This window comes from Kitasatospora sp. NPDC058170 (genome assembly GCF_042883905.1).
Classification (GTDB): domain Bacteria; phylum Actinomycetota; class Actinomycetes; order Streptomycetales; family Streptomycetaceae; genus Kitasatospora.
In genome coordinates this window covers 187,085-200,307 of record NZ_JBHVUV010000018.1, presented here as the reverse complement: position 1 = coordinate 200,307, position 13,223 = coordinate 187,085, and the positions used below count along the sequence as shown (strand labels likewise).

Here is a 13,223-nt window from a genome sequence, read left to right as displayed (position 1 = left end):
GCAGTGGCTCCCTCCTCCGCCTTGCGATGCACGCACCCGAACGCCGCCAAGCCCGCCCTGCGGGCGAACGACGGGAGTTTGAAGACGGACCCTAGTGCCGCGCGGGCCGGCCGACCGCCCCGGGCCCCGAGGACCCCTCGGGCCCCTCAGGAGCCCAAGAAGCCTCAGACGCCGAACTCGGCGGTGAGCACCGCGCGCGCCAGCGTGTGGAAGGTGATGTTGAAGCCGACCTGGGCCGGCGGGAGGTCTGCGGCGACGTCCAGCCTCTCCACGTCCAGCGCGTGCACGGCGAAGGCGTAGCGGTGCGCCGGGCCGGGCGGCGGGGCGGCGCCGTCGTACTTGTTCCCGGGGAAGTCGTTGCGGCCGTGGAAGGAGTCCGCGCCCGGCAGGTCGGCGTCCGAGGCACCCGCGCCGCGCGGCAGGCCGGCGGCGTCGGCGGGCAGGTCGAGGGCGAGCCAGTGCCACCACCCGGAGCCGGTCGGCGCGTCCGGGTCGTAGCAGGTGACGGCGATGCTCCGGGTGCCCTCCGGCAGGCCCGACCAGGCCAGCTGCGGCGAGAGGTTGGCACCTGCGTAGGTGAACTCCTCGGCCAGCTTGCCGCCTTCGGTGATGTCCTCGCTGGACAGCTCGAAGGACGGCACCTGCGGCAGGAACTCGTAGGGCAGCGGCGGACGAACGCTCACGGTTGGTCACCTCTCGACAGGCCGGGGCAGCCCGGCTCGGGCTGAACGACGCGATTCACCTTAGTGGGGTGCACCGGCGCACGGTCCCGTCCTACAGTCGGGTCATGGCCTCCACCTTCGCCCGTCTGATGACCGACTCGCGCCGTGCACTCCTCACGATGGTCGGCGCACTGGCCGTCATCTGGGCGGTACAGCTGGTGAACTGGATGGACGACTACCGGCTCTCCTACGAGTACGGGGTCTCCTCGCGTCGGCTCGACGAGCTGCCGGAGATGTTCACGATGCCCTTCCTGCACTTCAGTTGGGAGCACATCGAGGCCAACTCCTGGCCGCTGTTCGCCTTCGGTTTCCTGGCCGCCTACCGGGGCATGAAGAAGTTCCTCTGGTCGACCCTGCTGATCACCGTGGCCTCCGGCCTCACGGTCTGGCTGTGCGAGAGCCCCACGACGGTGACGGCCGGCGCCAGCGGCCTGGTCTACGGGTACTTCGGCTACGTGGTGCTGCGCGGGGTGCTCGACCGCAACGTGCTGGACGCGGTGATCGGCATCGTCATCGGCGCCGGGTACTCCTACCTCCTGATCGGCGTGCTGCCCGTCGAGCAGGGGGTCAGCTGGCTGGGCCACCTGGGCGGGCTGGTCGGCGGGCTCGCCGCCGCCTGGCTGTTCCGCAACCGCGGCCCGCGACCCGCCGCCCCCGGCTCCGCCTCCGGCACCGGCACCGGGTCCGGCACCGGCTCCGCGCCCGGGACCGCCGCCGGCCCCCGTTCCGCGCTGCTCAAGGAGCTGGACGACCTGGGCCTGTAGACACGGCCGCCAGGTATAGACCATTTCCGGCCCCGGCGGTTAGCGTGAGGGCATCTGCCCCCTGCCCCGGAGCCGCGCCGTGGAGTCGTCCGTCCTCGCCTTCGCCACCGACCTGATCGACGAGGGCGCCGACACCTTCTTCGGCAACCTCACCGACCGGGCGGGGGTCGGCGGCGTCACCCTCGCCTCCGTCTACCACGAGGCCCGCGACGTCTTCCCGCACAACCCCCGCCGGGTGATCCGCTACCTGGAGCCCGGCGCGGCGTACTTCCGGCCCGACCCGGCGCGCTGGGCCGGACGCCGCCTCGCGCCCGTGCCCGCCGCCGCGATCGGCGACCGCGACCCCTTCGCCGAGGCCGCCGCCGAGGCACAGCGCCGCGGCCTGAGGCTGCACGCCTGGACGGTCTTCTGCCACAACGACCGGCTCGGCTTCCAGCACCCGGACTGCGCCCCGGCCAACGCCTTCGGCGACCGCCACCTCACCGAGCTCTGCCCGGCCAACCCGGAGGTCCGCGAGTACGCGGTGACCCTCGTCGCCGAGCTGGCCCGGTACGGCGTACAGGCCGTCCGCGCCGAGTCGCTGCACTTCCACGGGCTGCGGCACGGCTACCACCACGAGCGCTACTTCGAGGAGCTCGGCCCGATCGCGGAGGCGCTGCTCGGGCTCTGCTTCTGCGACCACTGCCGGGCCGCCGCCACCCGCGCGGGCGTGCCGGCCGAGGAGGTGGCGGCGGCCGTCCGCACGGAGCTGCGCCGACGACTGGCCGACGACGCGGCGGCCGCCGAACCGGGAGCCCTGGACGAACTGGCCGGCGGCGCGCTCGCCGCGTACGTCGACGCCTCCGCCGCCACCGTGACCTCGCTCGCCGCCGAGGCGGCCGAGGAGGCGCAGCGGCACGGCATGCGGCTGAGTTTCATGGACGGCGGCGGCCCGGGCAGGGGCTGGCTCTCCGGCATCGACCTGCCCGCGCTCGCCAAGGCCGCCCACCAGATCGAGACCCTCGGCTACGCGAAGACCCCGGAGGCCGTCCGCGAGAAGATCGCCGCCTTCGCCCTGCACGGGGTGCGCCCGCAGGACATGGCGGTGATCCTGCGCCCGATGGCCTCGGACTGCGACGGGCCGGCCAACCTGGCCGCCAAGATCGCCGTCCTGCGCGAGCTGGGCGTGCCGGAGGTCGAGTTCTACAACTACGGCCTGATGCGGCTGTCCTCGCTCGACCGGATCGGCGCGGCCCTGGCCGGCCAGGCCCTGCCCGACTAGGCCCTGGCCGACTAGGCCCTGCCCGGCTTGGCCCTGCCCGGCCGAGGACGTGTTTGCAAAGTCCCGCCGCGACTTTGCAAAGACGCCCCGGGCCCTGCCCTGCCTCCGCCGGCCGCCGCCTACCTCCGTCGCCGGGACGTCCCGAACAGGCTGCGGGAGATCTCCCGCCCGAGCTGCGTCCCGGCCGAGCGGGCGAAGGACTTGATCGCCGGGTTGCTCAGCAGCGAGCCGAGCAGCCCACCGCCGTCCTCCCTCTCCTTCTCCTTCTCCCGCTTCTCCTGCCGGGGAGCCGGCTCCGACCCGGAGGAGCGGGCCGGATCGTCCGAGGGCCCCGGGGCGGGCTCCGCGACCGGCTCCGCCTGCGGTCGCGCGGCCCGCGCCGCCAGCTTCTCGTACGCCGACTCCCGGTCGATCGCGTCCCGGTAGCGGGCGGTCAGCTCCGACCCGTCCACCGCCGCCCGGAGCGCGGCCGGCTCGACCGGCCCCATCAGCGACTGCGGCGCCCGCAGCCGGGTGGCCGCCACCGGCGTCGGCGCGCCCTTCTCCGAGAGCACCGTCACCACCGCCTCGCCGGTCCCGAGCGAGGTCAGCACCTCGCCCAGGTCGTACGCGGGCGACTTGGGGAAGGTGGAGACCGTCGCCTTGAGCGCCTTGGCGTCGTCCGGGGTGAAGGCCCGCAGCGCGTGCTGCACCCGGTTGCCCAGCTGGGCGAGCACGTCGGCGGGCACGTCCTTCGGCGTCTGGGTGACGAAGAAGATGCCCACGCCCTTGGAGCGGATCAGCCGGACGGTCTGGGTGATCGCCTCCAGGAAGGACTTGGAGGCGCCCTTGAAGAGCAGGTGCGCCTCGTCGAAGAAGAACACCAGCTTGGGCTTGTCGAGGTCCCCCACCTCGGGCAGCTCCTGGTAGAGGTCGGCGAGCAGCCACATCAGGAAGGTGGAGAAGAGCCGCGGCCGGTCCTGCACGGCGGGCAGCTCCAGCACCGAGACCACGCCCCGCCCGTCCGCGGCGGTCCGCAGCAGCTCGGCGGTGTCGAACTCCGGCTCGCCGAAGAACGCCCCGGCCCCCTCGTTCTCCAGCATGGTGAGCGAGCGCAGGATCACCCCGGCGGTCGCCGCGGAGAGTCCGCCGATGCCCTTCAGCTCCTCCTTGCCCTCCGGAGAGGTGAGGAAGGTGATGACGGCGGTGAGGTCCTTGAGGTCGTACAGTTCGAGCCCGCGCCTGTCGGCGTAGTGGAAGACCAGGCCGAGCGAGGACTCCTGGGTCTCGTTCAGGTCCAGCACCTTGGCCAGCAGCAGCGGGCCGAAACTGGTGACGGTGGCCCGCATCGGGATGCCCGTGCCCTGCCCGCCGAGGGAGAAGAAGTCGGCCGGGCAGCCGCGGGCCGACCAGCTCTGCCCGACCTCGGCGGCGCGGGCGGTGGTCCGCTCGCTCGGCGCGCCCGGCGCGGCGATCCCGGAGACGTCGCCCTTGATGTCGGCCAGGAACACCGGCACGCCCTGGGCGGAGAGCTGTTCGGCGATCAGTTGGAGCGTCTTGGTCTTGCCGGTGCCGGTGGCACCGGCCACCAGCCCGTGCCGGTTGAGCACGCCGAGCGGGATGCGCACCGGGGCCGCGGGGTACGCGGTGCCGTCGAGCAGCACCGCCCCGAGGTCGAGGGCGGGGCCGGTGAAGGCGTAGCCCTCGGCGATCGCCCGCACGGCGGGCGGCACGAGGGCGACGGACGGCGGTCCGACGGACGGCGGCTCGGTGGACGACGGCTCGGCGGTCGGCATCGGGGCACTCTCCAGGGCAGAGCAGAGGGACGACGTTCGCGACATTTCCCATGAAACAGCCGCAATCGTCCGCTCGCAGCTCGCACCGGTGCGCGTGGCGGCGCCGCGGCTGCTGGGCCATCCGCCGCCCAAACGGTAGGCTTTCCGTGTGATCTTCAAGCGCATCGGCAATGGGCGGCCGTACCCGGATCACGGCCGGACCAGCACCCGCCAGTGGGCGGACGTCGCCCCGCGCCCGGTGCGGCTGGACCAGCTGGTGACCACCAAGGGCCAACTCGATCTGGAAACCCTCCTCGCGGAGGACTCCACCTTCTATGGCGATCTCTTCGCCCACGTCGTGAAGTGGCACGGCGACCTCTACCTGGAGGACGGGCTGCACCGGGCCGTACGGGCCGCGTTGCAGCAGCGCCAGGTCCTGCACGCGCGGGTCCTCGAAATGGAGTGACGGGCCGCTCCGGCCTGCCGTCGGACCGCCCTCCGGCCACCCCCGGGGGGCGGTCCGCACGTCTTCGGTACCCCCTTTCGGGTGCCGCCGTACTCCAGATGATGATCATTTAGTACCTTCACAGCCGGACGGCACTAATCTGCTGACTACGGCCGCGATCCGTGGCGCACCTCCGCGCCGGCCGGACCCGTCACTCGAACCCCGCCCTGGCACGAGGGGGAGACAAAACGTGAGCATGTTGACTCCCCAAGGCCTGAAGGGGAAGCAGTACCGCATCACCGGCAACGCCTATCCGCGGCTGGGCCGGCCGCCGAAGAAGAGCCGCAAGGTCATGGCACTGATCGGCTCGGTCCTCGCCCTGTCCCTGATCGCCCTCGGCGGCGTGCAGCTGTGGGACATCTTCAGCGGCAAGCTCAGGAACTCCTCCGCCCAGGCCTGCGCGACCCAGTCCGGGAAACCGCTGGCCGCGCCCACCCCTGACGCCTCCCCCACCGCCCCCGGCGGCGACCCGCACGCCGTCCCGCAGCCGGCCGCCTTCAAGGTGAACGTCTTCAACGCCACCACCAAGGCCGGTCTGGCCGGGCGGACCGCCGACGAGTTCACCAAGCGGGGCTTCGCCGTCGACAAGAAGGGCAACGCCCCGGCCGAGCTCGACAAGAAGGTGCCCGGCACCGCGGTGGTGATCGCCGGCCCGGCCGGCGCCGGCGCCGCGACCCTGATCAGTTCGCAGATCGCCGGAGCCACCGTCACCACGGACGCCCGTACCGACAACAGCGTGGACGTCGTCGTCGGCGACAGCTACAACGCCCTGCTCGACGAGACCCAGGCCGCCGCCGCCCTGGCCCTGGCCACCAAGCCCTCGCCGACCCCGAGCGCCACCGGCAGCTGCTGAGCCGCCCGGACGTACGAGAGCCCCCCGGCACCGCGCCGGGGGGCTCTCAGCCGTTCTGGGGAGGTCAGCCCGCGGTGCCGTACAGGCGGTCGCCCGCGTCGCCGAGGCCGGGGACGATGTAGCCGTTCTCGTTCAGGCGCTGGTCGACGGCGGCGGTGACGACGGTGACGGGCAGCCCCGCCAGCTCCTTCTCCATCACCGCGACGCCCTCGGGGGCGGCCAGCAGCACGACGGCGGTGACGTCGGTGGCGCCCCGCTCGATCAGCATCCGGATCGCGGCGACCAGCGTGCCGCCGGTGGCCAGCATCGGGTCGAGCACGTAGACCTGGCGGCCGGAGAGGTCGTCCGGCATCCGGGTGGCGTAGGTGGAGGCCTCCAGGGTCTCCTCGTTGCGCACCATGCCGAGGAAGCCCACCTCGGCGGTCGGCAGCAGCCGGGTCATCCCGTCCAGCATGCCGAGGCCGGCCCGCAGGATCGGCACCACCAGCGGGCGGGGGTAGCTCAGCCGGGTGCCGGTGGTGACCGCCACGGGCGTGGTGATCTCCACCTCTTCGGTGCGGACGTCCCGGGTGGCCTCGTAGGCGAGGAGGGTCACCAGCTCGTCGGTCAGGCGACGGAAGGTCGGCGAGTCGGTGCGCTCGTCGCGCAGGGTGGAGAGCTTGTGGGCGACCAGCGGGTGGTCGACGACGTGGATCCGCATGTCTCGAGGTTAGCCCGGTACCGGACGCCCGTACGACACGCCGCGGCCCGCCCGGCCGGTGGCCCGACCCGCCCGGAGGAGCCACCGGGCTCACTCAGACGTGACACGCCGTGACGCACGGCGAATGCGCGGGCGAAACCGCCTCCTGTGGTATCAATCGGGCCGATCTGGGAAAGTCACGTCGTATGACGAGCAACCCGAAGCCCGGGGGCGGCTCGGCGGACGAGCCACAGAGCCCGTCGAGCGGCCTCTCCGGGCCGCCCCCGGACCATCCGGAGACCGAGGCGGAACGCCGCAAGCGGCGGACCGCCTTCCTACGCGAGCTCGCCGAGGCCCGCGAACTGCGCGAGCGGGTGCAGCCCCGCCGGACCAAGGAACGGCGGATGCGCGAGGCCATGCGGATGCGAACCTTCCGGATCTGACCGGACCGGCGGCCGTTCACCGGCGCCGGGCCTGTGCCTCCGACACGACCTGCAAAGACGCGCTGCCGAACACCCCCCGCAAGGGCGGGCTTTCTGTCACGATTCCGATGGGACGGTCCGAACAGCGGACCGCCTCTGGCGCGGGGGCGGCCAGATTCCGCGTTGCCCGAGAGCGCCGACAGCCGAGACCGAGATCCTGGGAGTGTCCCTGGTGGCGTACTTCGCTGCAGTGCTTGCTCGCACCGATGACGGGTGGGATGTGAGCGAGGCGGAACTCGACAACGTCGAAACCCTGGCCGATCTGGCCGATCTGGCCCGCGAGGCCGCCCAGGACGACGACAGCGTCCTGGTCTTCATCGAACAGGAGGACGCCTGGTTCGCCATCGTCCGGGTGGACGGGGAGGAGGATCCGCGGATCTTCGTGTCGGACGGCGCCGCCGCCGCCCGCAGCTCCTACGGCTCCGTCCTCACCGACGAGCTGGTCGACCAGGCCGGCGAGAGCGAGTTCGGCGACCTCGACAACCTGGTCGCCGAGCTGGAGGAGGAGCAGGAGGCCGAGGAGCCGGACGAGGAGGACGCGGACTCCCCGCACGGCGGGGTCCCGGTCGGCCCGCTCGGCGACGCCCACCTGCTGGGCGAGTTCGGGCTGACCGCCGACGAGCTGCTCGCCCTCAGCGGCGAGGGCGCGGTGCCCGGCGACGCCCTGGAGGAGATCGCCGAGGCCCTCGGCTGCGGCGAGGTCCTGGAGGCGGTCCGGTAACGGCCGGTGCCTGCGCCGGGATGCCGGACACTGGATGCCATGCAGTCCGCCCCGCAGATAGCCCCACTGCCCGCCCCCGTCCGCCCCGACCCGGTCCGCGACCGCTGGGCGGCGCCGATGCGCCTCGCCATCGCCGAGGCAGCCCTGGCGCCGGCCGGCGGGGACGTCCCGGTCGGGGCGCTCGTCCTGGGCCCGGACGGCGAGGTGCTCGGGCGCGGCCACAACGAGCGCGAGGCGGTCGGTGACCCGACCGCACACGCCGAGGTGGTCGCGATCCGGCAGGCGGCACAGAAGGTCGGCGAGTGGCGCCTCGGCGGCTGCACGCTGGTCGTCACCCTGGAGCCCTGCACGATGTGCGCGGGCGCCATCGTGCTGTCCCGGATCGACCGGGTGGTCTACGGCGCCCTCGACGAGAAGGCCGGCGCGGCCGGCTCGCTCTTCGACGTGATGCGCGACCGCCGGCTCAACCACCGCCCCGAGGTGGTCTGGGGCGTGCTCGCGCAGGAGTGCGGCGAGCAGCTGCGCGAGTTCTTCGACACCCACCGCTGACACCCACCGCTGACGCCCGCCCCGACCGCCACCACAGCCCCCCTCGACCGCGACCCCACCGCGCTCACGGCGCTGACCTGGCCCGGAACACCCGCCCGGATACGGATTTCGTGACGGCGCCACCCGTCCGGTAGAGTTCCCCTCGGTAGCGTGTCCGAGCGGCCAAAGGAGCACGCCTCGAAAGCGTGTGTGGGGGCAACTTCACCGTGGGTTCGAATCCCACCGCTACCGCCAGCTTCACGAAGGGCCCGTCCGATCCGGACGGGCCCTTCGTCGTTCCCCCGTACGAAGAAGCTCCGCACTCGGGGCCGATGACCACCAACGCCCGGCGAGTACGGAGCCTGAGGGGGGAGCGGCTCGGGGGACCAACCGCTCCCCCGGGCGGAGTCCCACAACCGGGGCCGCGTCGGGGGGAGTCGCGGCGCCCGGTCCCACAGCGGGGGCTCCGGATCCACGTACCGGGAATCCTGCCAGGTCCCCGGTACACCACCCATCGTGCTGCACCGCTCGCGCCCGGGCACCCGGAGAAAGGCCCCACTCGCGGGGACCTTCGTCCCGCCGGGTGAACGCGCCGCACACGTGATGGGCCGTCCGGTGGATAAGCTGCCCAATGCAGAGGGCCGCTCGGGGACCGAATGGCGGCGGCCCACAGCAGGGAGGAAGGCACCGGATGGCGCAGGCGAAGAAGATCGGCATGGTCCTCCTGCTCGTCTTCGTGCTCTACACGATCATCACCTCTCCGGCCCGGGCCGCCGAACTCGTCCAGCTCGGCTTCGAGGGGATCTCGAACGCGGCCAAGGCGATCGGCACCTTCATGACCGGCCTGGTGAAGTAGCCCGGCCGGCAGCGGCTACGGTGGGCGGGACCCTCACCCCCCGTCCGCGAGGAGCGGCATCGTGATCCGGCACCTGGTCCTGTTCAAGCTCAACGAAGGCGTCACCAAGGACGACCCGCGCGCGGTCGCCGGCGCCAAGGCGTTCGAGGAGCTCGGCGCGCTCATCCCCGAGCTGCGCGAGTGGGAGTGCGGCTGGAACACCACCGACCGCGACATCGCGTACGACTACGCGATCAACAGCCTCGTCTCGGACCGCGAGACGCTGCAGTCCTACATCGCCCATCCGGCCCACCAGGCCGCGGCCGGGCAGTGGCGCGAGTTCGCCACCTGGGTGATCGCCGACATCGAGGTCTGATCCCCGGGCCACCCCCCGAACGGCCGCGGCGCCCCGCCCGAGACCCGGGCGGGGCGCCTTGGTGTGTGCCGGAACGGTCCCCCGGGCGGGCTTCCGGGAGGTCCGGTGAAGCACCGCCGCCCCACCAACACACCTCTAGACGGTGCTTGCCCGACCTGTGCCCGCCTTGTGATGCTATGACCGGTTTTGCCGGACATGGCGAGGTGGTGAGACGAGACGAGACGCGACTCCCGATCCGCAGGTCCCACCATTCATCGAACTCGGGAGGGGTGACGTGTCCGTGCGGACACCAGGGAGCGCGCCGGACACCGGCACCGGGCCGACCGGCCCACAGGCCGCCGAGCAGACCGCCGAGCGGCCCCCGCCGCCACCGCCGGGGGACGAGGTCCTGGCCGCCATCATCAGCCCGGCCGGGGAGCTGCGCCCGGGCGGCCTGCGCGGCCCCGGCGGCCGCCCCGTGGTGGACGTCCGGACCCTGACCCGGGTGCTGTTCGAGCGGCTGGCCGAACTGCCCGCGGACGCCCCCGAGCGGGAGCGCGTCCGGGCCGCGCTGATCGAGGTCAACATCCCGCTGGTGCGCTACGCGGCCACCCGGTTCCGCAGCCGCAGCGAGCCGATGGAGGACGTCGTCCAGGTCGGCACGATCGGCCTGATCAACGCGATCGACCGGTTCGACCCGGGCCGGGGCGTGCAGTTCCCGACGTACGCGCTGCCGACCATCCTCGGCGAGATCAAGCGGTACTTCCGCGACAACGTCCGCACCATGCACGTGCCGCGCCGGCTCCAGGAGCTCTGGGTGCAGGTCAGCGGCGCGATGGAGGAGCTGACGGTGGTGCACGGGCGGGCCCCCAAGGTGCCCGAGATCGCCGCCAGCCTGCGCATCCCGGAGGAGGACGTCCGGGCCTGCCTGGACGCCGGGCGGGCCTACAACGCCGCCTCGCTGGAGGCCGCGCAGGAGCACGAGGGCGGGCTCGCCCTGCTCGACCGGCTCGGCTACGAGGACGCCGCGCTGGACGAGGTCGAACACCGGGACATGGTCCGCCACCTCCTGGTCCAGCTGCCGGAGCGGGAGCGCCGGATCGTCATGCTGCGGTTCTTCGCCAATCTGACCCAGTCGCAGATCAGCACCGAGCTCGGCATGTCCCAGATGCATGTGTCACGGCTACTTTCACGCATCCTGACCAGGCTTCGGACCGGCAATTCCTGGGAAGAATGACCGCCATAATCCCGGACACTCCGGGGCAAATCAATGTCCGAATCAAGATTGCTACGCGTTACCGACGCGTGACATCTTGCGACGTTCGGGTTTGCCGGGGGCGGTGAGCCGGTATGGAGGGGGAGGGCACCGTGCGGGAACCCCCGCACGGCGGCACCCGTTCAACTGTCAGTCACAAGGGGGTGGGTGCATGTCCGGAGAGCTCGGCACTGCGGAGATCCACGGGGCACTGGTCCACGTCGGCGAGGCCGAGGCCGCGACGGTCACCGCCGACCGGATCCCGCTCCAGCGGGCCGAGGCCGCGACGCCCGCCGCCGCGGCCCCAGCCGCCCCGCCCGTCCCACCGGGCGCCGGGCTGGACACCCGGACGCTCTCCCGCTCGCTCTTCCTGCGGCTGGCCGTCCTGGAGCCCGGCAGCGAGGAGCACACCTACGTCCGCGACACCCTCATCGAGCTCAACCTGCCGCTGGTCCGGTACGCCTCCGCGCGCTTCCGCAGCCGCAACGAGCCGATGGAGGACATCGTCCAGGTCGGCACGATCGGCCTGATCAAGGCGATCGACCGGTTCGACCCGGAGCGCGGGGTGGAGTTCCCCACCTTCGCGATGCCCACCGTGGTCGGCGAGATCAAGCGCTTCTTCCGGGACACCAGCTGGTCGGTGCGGGTGCCCCGGCGGCTGCAGGAGCTGCGCCTGGCGCTCACCAAGGCCGGCGACGAGCTGGCGCAGAAGCTGGACCGCTCCCCCACCGTCGCCGAGCTGGCCACCTGCCTCGGCGTCAGCGAGGAGGACGTGGTCGAGGGCCTCGCGGTGGGCAACGCGTACACCGCGAGCTCGCTCGACTCCAGCCCCGGCGAGGAGGACGGCGACGGCCCGCTGGCCGAGCGGCTGGGCTACGAGGACCTCGCCCTGGAGGGCGTGGAGTACCGCGAGTCGCTGAAGCCGCTGCTGGCCAAGCTCCCGCCGCGCGAGCGCCGGATCATCATGCTGCGCTTCTTCGGCAACCTCACCCAGTCGCAGATCGGCGAGGAGATCGGCATCTCCCAGATGCACGTCTCCCGGTTGCTCACCAAGACCCTCACCCAGCTGCGCGAGGGCCTGACCAACGAGGGCTGACCGCGGCGTCCGCCCGGCGGGAACGGGCGGACGCGGCCGGGGGCCGGTCGGCCGGTCCCGTCGAACGGGTCCTACGCGAGCAGGTTGGCGCGCAGGCCCGCCAGGACGTCGTCGTCCAGGCCCAGACCGTCCTGCCAGAACTTCTCGAAGGTGACCCAGCCGGCCTCGACCTCGGCGAAGGCCGCCTCCAGGTACTCGCGCTCGGCCCGGAACACCGGCAGCAGCAGCCCCGGATCCTGCATCAGGCCGCGGGTGCCGAAGCTGTCCACGATGTTCTCGACGATCTCGGCGGAGCGCTCGTTGGTGAGCAGGTAGTCGGCGAACACCGTCTCGCGGTCCACCCCGAGGACGGTGAGCAGGATCGCCGCCGTCCAGCCGGTGCGGTCCTTGCCGGCCGAGCAGTGGAACAGCAGCGGCGCGCCGTCGGGCGCGGCCAGCAGCCGCAGCACGGTGGCGAAGCGCTCGCGCGCGACGGCGTCGGTGACGAACCAGCGGTAGAGGCCGACCATCATCGCGGCGGCCCTGCCGTCGCCCAGCAGGGCGCGCTGCTTCTCCGGGCTGCGGTCGGCCAGGGCGTCGCGCAGCGCCACGTAGATGTCGAAGTCGGCGGCGAAGACCGGCAGGTGGTGCAGGGTGATGCCGTCCGCGGTGGTCCGCTCGACGGTGATCGGCCGGGCGGAGAGCTCGGCGGCGGCGATCTCGGCGACCGGCAGGCCGGGGACCCGGTCGGCGCCGGCCTCGCGGACCTCGTCGAGGCTGCGCAGGTCGACCACCTGGCGCAGGCCGAGGGCGACGAGCAGGTCGAGGTCCGCGTCGGTGAGGCGGTTGAGACCGTCGCTGCGCAGCGCGACACCGTGCCGCAGCACGCGGCCGTCGGCCGTCCGGTAGCCGCCGAGATCACGGGCGTTGACGGCCCCGCGCAGCCCGAGGCTCCGGGCGGCCGGATCGTTCTCCGCGGCCCCCGCAGCGGCCTCGATAACGGCGTTCTCGGTCTGCTGCTCGGTCACCCGGTGCCCTCCAATGGATATTCAGACTGTGACATGGCACAACGCTGCGCGATATTGCATGAACCTGCCCATCAGAACGGGCAGATGTGCAAGAGTGTCACGCGCAACGCCGCCAGTGTAGGGCGCGCCGCCTCCGCCCCGGCCACACGGTTGGTGACCAGCAGTAACGCTCCGGCTGCGGTTTTTAATTTTCAATTCATTATTTGCGTAACCGGTGCACTTCCGGCCACAATCAGCGCCTTCATGGCATCGCCATGAACGTTGGTAACAGATTCGCTGCACTCCCGCCCATTTGGTCCCAATCGGTGCGGAGTCTCCACCAGGATGGGCGCCGGGCAGCCTGCTGCCCGCGAACAGCGACCGGGCAGACGAGCGCCGAGCAGCGGAGCGCCCTGCCCAGGGGAGG

Annotated in this window: 15 protein-coding genes and 1 tRNA gene; 12 read left to right on the top strand and 4 right to left on the bottom strand. The window is 72.3% G+C overall.

Annotated elements, in window-relative coordinates:
* Positions 1–164 precede the first annotated feature (164 nt).
* Entirely contained in the window at positions 165–683 is a 519-nt protein-coding gene (locus ACFVVX_RS21635; RefSeq protein WP_387947899.1) for a YbhB/YbcL family Raf kinase inhibitor-like protein, read from the bottom strand.
* 104 nt (positions 684–787) lie between these two features.
* On the opposite strand from ACFVVX_RS21635, the gene ACFVVX_RS21630 reads away from it, so the two are divergent.
* Both ACFVVX_RS21630 and ACFVVX_RS21625 read left to right on the top strand, forming a co-directional pair.
* Positions 788–1,486: a rhomboid family intramembrane serine protease gene (locus ACFVVX_RS21630; RefSeq protein WP_387947897.1), complete on the top strand. Its 699-nt coding sequence runs from the start codon at positions 788–790 to the stop codon at positions 1,484–1,486.
* Between the two features lie 79 nt (positions 1,487–1,565).
* A complete protein-coding gene (locus tag ACFVVX_RS21625; protein ID WP_387947895.1) occupies positions 1,566–2,747 on the top strand; it encodes a hypothetical protein in 1,182 nt (393 codons plus the stop codon).
* Positions 2,748–2,866: 119 nt separating this feature from the next.
* Here ACFVVX_RS21625 and ACFVVX_RS21620 read toward each other — a convergent pair whose 3' ends face one another.
* A complete protein-coding gene (locus ACFVVX_RS21620) occupies positions 2,867–4,522 on the bottom strand; it encodes a helicase HerA-like domain-containing protein (protein ID WP_387947893.1) in 1,656 nt (551 codons plus the stop codon).
* 148 nt (positions 4,523–4,670) lie between these two features.
* Here ACFVVX_RS21620 and ACFVVX_RS21615 point away from each other — a divergent pair, with 148 nt between their 5' ends.
* Entirely contained in the window at positions 4,671–4,967 is a 297-nt protein-coding gene (locus ACFVVX_RS21615; protein WP_030061387.1) for a type II toxin-antitoxin system VapB family antitoxin, read from the top strand.
* A gap of 235 nt (positions 4,968–5,202) precedes the next feature.
* The gene (locus tag ACFVVX_RS21610) at positions 5,203–5,859 is read left to right on the top strand and encodes a LytR C-terminal domain-containing protein (RefSeq protein ID WP_387947891.1); all 657 of its coding nucleotides are present in this window, start codon (positions 5,203–5,205) and stop codon (positions 5,857–5,859) included.
* A gap of 64 nt (positions 5,860–5,923) precedes the next feature.
* On the opposite strand, the gene upp is transcribed toward ACFVVX_RS21610, so the two are convergent.
* Complete coding sequence (upp, locus tag ACFVVX_RS21605) at positions 5,924–6,559, bottom strand: uracil phosphoribosyltransferase (protein ID WP_387947889.1); 636 nt, start codon at positions 6,557–6,559, stop codon at positions 5,924–5,926.
* Positions 6,560–6,744: 185 nt separating this feature from the next.
* On the opposite strand from upp, the gene ACFVVX_RS21600 reads away from it, so the two are divergent.
* The 8 genes from ACFVVX_RS21600 (at position 6,745) to ACFVVX_RS21565 (ending at position 11,810) form a co-directional block, all read left to right on the top strand.
* Positions 6,745–6,981: a hypothetical protein gene (locus tag ACFVVX_RS21600; RefSeq protein WP_387947887.1), complete on the top strand. Its 237-nt coding sequence runs from the start codon at positions 6,745–6,747 to the stop codon at positions 6,979–6,981.
* A gap of 211 nt (positions 6,982–7,192) precedes the next feature.
* Positions 7,193–7,741 (top strand): tRNA adenosine deaminase-associated protein, encoded by a 549-nt coding sequence (locus ACFVVX_RS21595; RefSeq protein ID WP_387947885.1) that lies wholly within the window; start codon positions 7,193–7,195, stop codon positions 7,739–7,741.
* A gap of 39 nt (positions 7,742–7,780) precedes the next feature.
* Positions 7,781–8,290 (top strand): tRNA adenosine(34) deaminase TadA, encoded by a 510-nt coding sequence (tadA, locus tag ACFVVX_RS21590; protein WP_387947883.1) that lies wholly within the window; start codon positions 7,781–7,783, stop codon positions 8,288–8,290.
* 144 nt (positions 8,291–8,434) lie between these two features.
* Positions 8,435–8,524, top strand: a tRNA-Ser gene (locus tag ACFVVX_RS21585).
* 436 nt (positions 8,525–8,960) lie between these two features.
* Complete coding sequence (locus tag ACFVVX_RS21580; protein ID WP_174315669.1) at positions 8,961–9,125, top strand: hypothetical protein; 165 nt, start codon at positions 8,961–8,963, stop codon at positions 9,123–9,125.
* A gap of 61 nt (positions 9,126–9,186) precedes the next feature.
* The gene (locus ACFVVX_RS21575) at positions 9,187–9,480 is read left to right on the top strand and encodes a Dabb family protein (protein ID WP_387947881.1); all 294 of its coding nucleotides are present in this window, start codon (positions 9,187–9,189) and stop codon (positions 9,478–9,480) included.
* A gap of 274 nt (positions 9,481–9,754) precedes the next feature.
* Positions 9,755–10,696 carry an RNA polymerase sigma factor SigF gene (locus ACFVVX_RS21570; protein ID WP_387947879.1) on the top strand — a complete coding sequence of 314 codons (942 nt, stop codon included), beginning with the start codon at positions 9,755–9,757 and terminating at the stop codon, positions 10,694–10,696.
* Positions 10,697–10,886: 190 nt separating this feature from the next.
* Positions 10,887–11,810 carry an RNA polymerase sigma factor SigF gene (locus tag ACFVVX_RS21565; protein WP_387947877.1) on the top strand — a complete coding sequence of 308 codons (924 nt, stop codon included), beginning with the start codon at positions 10,887–10,889 and terminating at the stop codon, positions 11,808–11,810.
* 71 nt (positions 11,811–11,881) lie between these two features.
* Here the strand turns inward: ACFVVX_RS21565 and ACFVVX_RS21560 are convergent, their stop codons facing one another.
* Complete coding sequence (locus ACFVVX_RS21560; RefSeq protein WP_387947875.1) at positions 11,882–12,817, bottom strand: tyrosine-protein phosphatase; 936 nt, start codon at positions 12,815–12,817, stop codon at positions 11,882–11,884.
* Between the last annotated feature and the right edge of the window lie 406 nt (positions 12,818–13,223).

Bases quoted from the DNA above. Each gene is read 5' to 3' on its own strand.
- ACFVVX_RS21630 (WP_387947897.1), top strand. From the start codon at position 788: ATGGCCTCCACCTTCGCCCGTCTGATGACCGACTCGCGCCGTGCACTC.
- ACFVVX_RS21620 (WP_387947893.1), bottom strand. From the start codon at position 4,522: ATGCCGACCGCCGAGCCGTCGTCCACCGAGCCGCCGTCCGTCGGACCG.
- ACFVVX_RS21610 (WP_387947891.1), top strand. From the start codon at position 5,203: ATGTTGACTCCCCAAGGCCTGAAGGGGAAGCAGTACCGCATCACCGGC.
- upp (WP_387947889.1), bottom strand. From the start codon at position 6,559: ATGCGGATCCACGTCGTCGACCACCCGCTGGTCGCCCACAAGCTCTCC.
- ACFVVX_RS21600 (WP_387947887.1), top strand. From the start codon at position 6,745: ATGACGAGCAACCCGAAGCCCGGGGGCGGCTCGGCGGACGAGCCACAG.
- tadA (WP_387947883.1), top strand. From the start codon at position 7,781: ATGCAGTCCGCCCCGCAGATAGCCCCACTGCCCGCCCCCGTCCGCCCC.
- ACFVVX_RS21580 (WP_174315669.1), top strand. From the start codon at position 8,961: ATGGCGCAGGCGAAGAAGATCGGCATGGTCCTCCTGCTCGTCTTCGTG.
- ACFVVX_RS21565 (WP_387947877.1), top strand. From the start codon at position 10,887: ATGTCCGGAGAGCTCGGCACTGCGGAGATCCACGGGGCACTGGTCCAC.